Source organism: Caldimonas sp. (assembly GCF_046289365.1).
In the GTDB taxonomy this organism is placed as follows: domain Bacteria; phylum Pseudomonadota; class Gammaproteobacteria; order Burkholderiales; family Burkholderiaceae_C; genus Caldimonas.
On the sequence record NZ_JBKBVU010000193.1, the window covers coordinates 1 to 5,891 of the forward strand.

General features: G+C 66.5%; 6 protein-coding genes. 2 read left to right on the forward strand and 4 right to left on the reverse strand.

What is annotated here, in order from left to right:
* Positions 1-144 precede the first annotated feature (144 nt).
* From ACK42S_RS14915 to pmbA, 3 genes are all read right to left on the reverse strand, one after another.
* On the reverse strand, positions 145-1,227 hold the full coding sequence (locus ACK42S_RS14915) for a TRAP transporter substrate-binding protein (RefSeq protein WP_409709205.1): 1,083 nt from the start codon (positions 1,225-1,227) through the stop codon (positions 145-147).
* A gap of 258 nt (positions 1,228-1,485) precedes the next feature.
* Positions 1,486-2,565, reverse strand: a complete 1,080-nt coding sequence (locus ACK42S_RS14920; protein ID WP_409709208.1) for a TRAP transporter substrate-binding protein — start codon at positions 2,563-2,565, stop codon at positions 1,486-1,488.
* A 184-nt stretch (positions 2,566-2,749) separates the two neighbouring features.
* Positions 2,750-4,138, reverse strand: coding sequence for a metalloprotease PmbA (gene pmbA / locus ACK42S_RS14925; protein WP_409709211.1), 1,389 nt, complete (start codon positions 4,136-4,138; stop codon positions 2,750-2,752).
* Between the two features lie 100 nt (positions 4,139-4,238).
* On the opposite strand from pmbA, the gene yjgA reads away from it, so the two are divergent.
* Positions 4,239-4,802: a ribosome biogenesis factor YjgA gene (yjgA, locus tag ACK42S_RS14930; protein ID WP_409709214.1), complete on the forward strand. Its 564-nt coding sequence runs from the start codon at positions 4,239-4,241 to the stop codon at positions 4,800-4,802.
* A 3-nt stretch (positions 4,803-4,805) separates the two neighbouring features.
* Entirely contained in the window at positions 4,806-5,411 is a 606-nt protein-coding gene (gene mog / locus ACK42S_RS14935) for a molybdopterin adenylyltransferase (RefSeq protein WP_409709217.1), read from the forward strand.
* Here mog and ACK42S_RS14940 read toward each other — a convergent pair.
* A partial coding sequence (locus ACK42S_RS14940; RefSeq protein WP_409709220.1) for a serine O-acetyltransferase occupies positions 5,404-5,891 on the reverse strand: 488 nt, incomplete at its 5' end. The two genes, mog and ACK42S_RS14940, sit on opposite strands and share 8 nt — an antisense overlap.

The window sequence follows — 5,891 nt, forward strand, 5'->3', positions numbered from 1 at the left end:
TGCCTGCGTCCCCAAGGGGGCAGGCATCGCAGACCTCGCACCGGGCCGAAAAAAATCCCGCCCAGCCTGAGGGCGGGGCGGGAGGGGCGGTGCACCCTGAGGCACCGGCCGGACGGACTCAGCCGGTGGCGCCGCGAGCCAGGCTCACAGCTTGGCGGCCTGCAGATAGCGGTCGAACTGCGCCTCGGTGAAGCGGAACCACAGGTTCTGGTCGCGACGGAAGTTCGCGTAGTCGGTGTAGACCTTCTTCCAGTTGGGGTTCTTGGCCGACAGGTCGGCATACAGGGCCATGGCTTCCTTGAAGGCGGCATCCATCACCGCCTTCGGGAAGGCCACCACCTTCGTGCCTGCCGCCACGAGCTGCTTGAGCGCCTCGGGGTTGCGCACGTCATACTTGGCCTGCATCTCCGTGTGCGCATAGGCGGCGGCCGATTCGATGATGGCCTTGTATTCGGATGACAGCCCTTCATAGGCCTTGGTGTTGACGTACAGGTCGAGCTGCGGGCCGCCTTCCCACCAGCCGGGGTAGTGATAGAAGGGCGCCACCTTGTTGAAGCCCAGCTTCTGGTCGTCGTAGGGCCCCACCCACTCGGCCGCGTCGATCGTGCCCTTCTCCAGCGCCTGGTAGATCTCGCCACCGGGGATGTTCTGCGGCACGCCACCCAGGCGCTCGATCACCTTGCCGGCAAACCCACCGACACGGAACTTCAGGCCCTTGTAATCGGCCACGGTCTTGATTTCCTTGCGGAACCAGCCGCCCATCTGCGCGCCGGTGTTGCCCATCGGGAAGCTGATGATGTTGTACTGCGCGTAGAACTCACGCATCAGCTTCAGGCCGTTGCCTTCGTACATCCAGGCCGTCATCTGGCGCGAGTTCAGGCCGAAGGGGATGGCACAGGCCAGCGCGAAGGTCTCGTCCTTGCCGAAGAAGTAGTACGGGGCGGTATGGGCCATCTCGACGGTGCCGTTTTGCACACCGTCGACCACGCCGAAGGCCGGCATCAGTTCACCCCCGGCATGCACCGAGATCTGGAACTTGCCACCCGACATTTCGCCGACCTTTTTGGCGAAGGACTCGGCGGCGCCGTAGATCGTGTCCAGCGCCTTCGGGAAGCTCGAGGCCAGACGCCAGCGGATGTTGGCCTGAGCCTGCACGATCGCCGGCGCAGCGCCAGCGGCCAGAACGCCAGCCAGGCCCGTGGTGCGGATGAAGGAACGACGTTCCATTGAAAGACTCCTGTATGTCGAGGTGGAAGAAGACGAGAGACAAGGCTCGTGCGGGTGCCGCGAGCGTGCACGAATTCTAGGAGGGGGTTTTCAGCTTCCTGACAGGGTTTTACCCGTGCGCAACTTCACCTACGGGCAAGCCCTCGCCTCAATGTCAGGATTCTTTCAGCTTGATAGGGAGCCTGCGTGCAGGGCCCCAGAAAAAAGGCCCCGCCAAGCGGGGCCTCGTCCTGAAGGCGGGGTGTCAGTTGCCGCCGCTCACAGCTTGGCCGACTGCATGTAGCGGTCGAACTGCGCCTCGGTGAAGCGGAACCACAGGTTCTGGTCGCGACGGAAGTTGGCGTAGTCGGTGTAGACCTTCTTCCAGTTGGGGTTGGAGGCCGACAGCTCCGAGTACAGCGCCATGGCTTCCTTGAACGCTGCATCGATCACCGCCTTCGGAAAGGCCTTGAGCTGGGTTTTGGCCGCCACGAGCTGCTTGAGCGCCACCGGGTTGCGGGCATCGTACTTGGCCTGCATGTCCACATGGGCGTAGGTGGCCGCGGCCTCGACGATGGCCTTGTACTCGGCCGACAGGGCCTCGTAGGCCTTGATGTTGATGAAGAAGTCGATCTGCGGGCCGCCTTCCCACCAGCCGGGGTAGTAGTAGAAGGGTGCCACCTTGTTGAAGCCCAGCTTCTGGTCGTCATACGGACCGATCCACTCGGCCGCGTCGATCGTGCCCTTCTCCAGCGCCTGATAGATCTCGCCACCGGGGATGTTCTGCGGCACGCCGCCCAGGCGCTTGATCACCTCGCCGGAGAACCCGCCAATGCGGAACTTCAGGCCCTTGTAGTCGTTGACCGTGTTGATCTCCTTGCGGAACCAGCCGGCCATCTGCGCACCGGTGTTGCCGCCGGCGAAATTGATGATGTTGTACTGCGCGTAGAACTCACGCATCAGCTTCAGGCCGTTGCCCTCGAACATCCAGGCGGTCATCTGGCGCGAGTTCAGGCCGAAGGGAATGGCCGCGCCGATCGCGAAGGTCGGATCCTTGCCGAAGTAGTAGTAGGGCACGGTGTGCCCCATCTCGACGGTGCCATTTTGCAGAGCGTCGACGATGCCGAAGGGAGGCATCAGTTCGCCGCCGGCATGCACCGAAACCTGGAACTTGCCGCCCGACATGTCGTGGACCTTCTTGGCGAACGCCTCGGCGCCACCGTAGATGGTGTCCAGCGTCTTCGGGAAGCTCGACGCGCAGCGCCAGCGCACCACGGGTTGGGCATGAACGACCGGGGCGACCCCAGCGGCGAGCACGCCGGCCAGGCCGGTCGTGCGGATGAAGGAACGACGTTCCATGAAAAGCTCCTGTATTGGTCTGTGTGAAGCGCCCGCAGGCGGCGCGATTCTAGGAGGGCGCCCAGCGGCACGGGCCGGGGAGATTCCGGCTGGAGGAATCACGGAGTCCGGCCGAATTTTCAGGTCTTGCTCAGGACAACGTGATAGAACTCGACACGGCCTCAAGCGTGCTTTCAGGCTGGTGTCAGGAACCGGCCACCTTCATCCGCTCGACGAGCACCGAGCCAATGGTTTTCGAGCCCAGCGTGTAGGCATCGGCCCCCACGGCGACGATGTGCTTGAACATCTCGCGCAGGTTGGAGGCGATGGTGATCTCCTGCACCGGATAGGCGATGCGGCCGCCCTCCACCCAGAAGCCGGCCGCGCCGCGGGAGTAGTCACCGGTCACGTAGTTCACACCCTGGCCCATGAGTTCGATCACGAACAGGCCCCGGTGCAGCTTGCGCAGCATGGCATCGAGATCGTCCTGCGGCTGCGTGAGCCGGCTCGTCAACCGCAGGTTCTGCGACCCGCCGGCATGCCCGGTGGTGCGCAGGCCCAGCTTGCGTGCCGAGTAGCTCGACAGGAAGTAGCCCTGCACGACACCGGCCTCCACCACCCGGCGCGCGCGGGTGAGCACCCCCTCGTCGTCGAAGGGAGCGCTGCCTTTGCCCTTGGGGATGTGCGGGTCCTCGAGGATGTCCACATGGTCCGGGAAGACCTGGCGGCCCAGACTGTCGACCAGGAAGGACGCCTTGCGGTACAGCGCCGCACCGCTGGTGGCCTGCACAAACCCGCCCAGCAACCCGGCGGCCAGCGTCGACTCGAACAGCACCGGACACTCGCAGGTCGGGATCTTGCGGGCATGCAGCCGCGACAGGGCACGCTCGGCCGCGTAGCGGCCCACCGCCTCGGGCGAGGCCAGCTCGGCCGGGTCGCGCATCGAGCTGTACCAGGCATCGCGCTGCATGTGCGCGCCGCGTCCGGCGATGGGGGCCACCGACAGCGAGTGCCGCGAACTGGCATAGCCCCCCCGGAAGCCCCGCGTATTGCCGGCGAAGAAGTGCGACTGCTGGGCCGACACCCCCGCCCCTTCGGAATTGGTGATGCGCTTGTCCACGGCAAAGGCGGCCGCTTCGCAGCGCAGTGCCAGCTCGGCCGCCCCGGCCGCGTCCAGCGCCCAGGGATGGAAGAGGTCCAGGTCGCGCTCGGCCGCCTCGCCCAGCGCCAGGTCGGCCTCATCGGGCAGGCCGGCGGCGGGATCCTCGGCCGTGAAGCGTGCGATGTCGTAGGCCGCCCGCACCGTCTGCTCGATGGCCGCGCTCGAAAAATCGGAGGTGCTCGCATTGCCGCGGCGCTGGCCGATGTAGACCGTCACGCCGATGGATTTGTCGCGGTTGCGCTCGACGTTCTCAATGCTGCCCTTGCGCACCGACACCGACAACCCCACCCCTTCGGAGACTTCGGCGGCCGCATCGCTGGCGCCCAGCCTGTGCGCCAGGGCCAGGCTCGTTTCCACGAGTTCGCGGAACTGGTCGCGGCTGTAGGCAAACCCGCTGTGGGCCGTGTCGGTGTGAGAGGCGGTGGAGACCATGGAGGATGTGAAGAGGATTGCAGCCAGGGGCAGGAAAGGTCCGGGCTTATGATAGCGACCACCGTGGCATCGAGCCCTGCCACACCTGCCTTGCCGACGCATGCCCCTGCCGCCCGCCCGCCCTTCCGACGCCCTCGCCCCCCCGCCCGCCGACGAGCGGCCGAGCAAGACCCGGCTCAAACAGCTCATGCATGAGCTGCAGGCCCTGGGCGAGGATCTCGTCCAACTGCCCGACAGTCGCTTCGAGAGGCTTGCGCTGCCCGAGGCCCTGGTCCATGCGGTGCAGGAGTACAAGCGCACCCGCTCACACGAGGGCCGGCGACGGCAGATGCAATACATCGGCAAGCTGATGCGCCAGATCGACCCCGAGCCCGTGCGAGAGGCCGTGGCCGAGATGAAGCTGGGCCGTGCGCTGGACAGCCTGGCGCTGCACGAAGCCGAGCGCTGGCGCAGCGAATTGCTGTCCGACGACGAGGCGCTCACCCGCTGGATGGCCGACCATCCCGACAGCGACGCCCAGCAGTTGCGCAGCCTGATCCGTGCCGCCCGCCGGGATGCTGCGGCCTCGCCTGAGCAGCGCAGCGCCCGCGCCTACCGCGAACTCTTCCAGTATCTGAAAGGCCGCCTCGCGACCGAGCCGGCCCCCTCCGACGAGGACGCCTGACCCATGAGCAACCCGAGCTTCGACCCCGTGCGCATCGGTGTGGTCTCGATCAGCGACCGCGCCTCTCGCGGCGTCTACGAGGACAAGGGCATCCCGGCTCTGCAGGAATGGCTGGGGCGCGCGCTGCGCAACCCCATCGCCTGGGAAACCCGCCTCATCCCCGACGAGCGGGCCGGCATCGCGGCCACCTTGCGCGAGCTGGTGGACGAGCGCCGCTGCGACCTGGTGCTCACCACCGGCGGCACCGGCCCGGCCCCGCGCGATGTGACCCCCGAGGCCACGCTGGACGTGGCCGACAAGGAAATGCCGGGCTTTGGCGAGCAGATGCGCCAGATCAGCCTGCGCTTCGTGCCCACGGCCATCCTGTCGCGCCAGGTGGCGGTCATCCGAGGGCAGGCCCTGATCATCAACCTGCCCGGCCAGCCCAAGTCCATCGCCGAGACGCTCGAAGGCCTGAAAGACGCCGAAGGCCATCCCGTGGTGCACGGCATTTTTGCCGCCGTGCCCTACTGCATCGACCTGATCGGTGGCCCCTATCTGGAAACCGACGACGCGGTGTGCAAGGCGTTTCGCCCGAAGAACGCCGTGCGTGCCCCCCGGACTACTTGACCAACTGGTTCAGCGATTCGGCGTCGAACTGCTCGGTGGTGTGGGCATCGCTGGGCACGCAGTCCGGGCGGCGGCTGTTGGACAGCTTCTCGATGGCCTGCCACAGCAGGGCAATCTGATGCTCATGGCTGGCCGCGTTGTCCACCAGGCCGCGGATGGCCTGGGACACCGGATCGTCGCTCTGCGTCACGCCATAGGCCGAAAAGCCCATCTTGGCGGCCGCCTCCTCCCGCTGGGCATCGGCCTCCTTGTGCAGGATGCGCGCCGGGTTGCCCACCGCGGTGGCCCCCGGTGGGACTTCTTTCACGACCACGGCATTCGAACCGATCCGCGCTCCGTCGCCCACCGTGAAGCCTCCCAGCACCTGGGCATTGGCCCCCACGATGACACCACGTCCCAGCGTGGGGTGCCGCTTGGCCCCCTTGCTCAGCGACGTGCCTCCCAGGGTCACGCCCTGGTAGATGGTGCAGTCGTCGCCCA

Bases quoted from the DNA above. Each gene is read 5' to 3' on its own strand.
- ACK42S_RS14915 (WP_409709205.1), bottom strand. From the start codon at position 1,227: ATGGAACGTCGTTCCTTCATCCGCACCACGGGCCTGGCTGGCGTTCTG.
- ACK42S_RS14920 (WP_409709208.1), bottom strand. From the start codon at position 2,565: ATGGAACGTCGTTCCTTCATCCGCACGACCGGCCTGGCCGGCGTGCTC.
- pmbA (WP_409709211.1), bottom strand. From the start codon at position 4,138: ATGGTCTCCACCGCCTCTCACACCGACACGGCCCACAGCGGGTTTGCC.
- yjgA (WP_409709214.1), top strand. From the start codon at position 4,239: ATGCCCCTGCCGCCCGCCCGCCCTTCCGACGCCCTCGCCCCCCCGCCC.
- mog (WP_409709217.1), top strand. From the start codon at position 4,806: ATGAGCAACCCGAGCTTCGACCCCGTGCGCATCGGTGTGGTCTCGATC.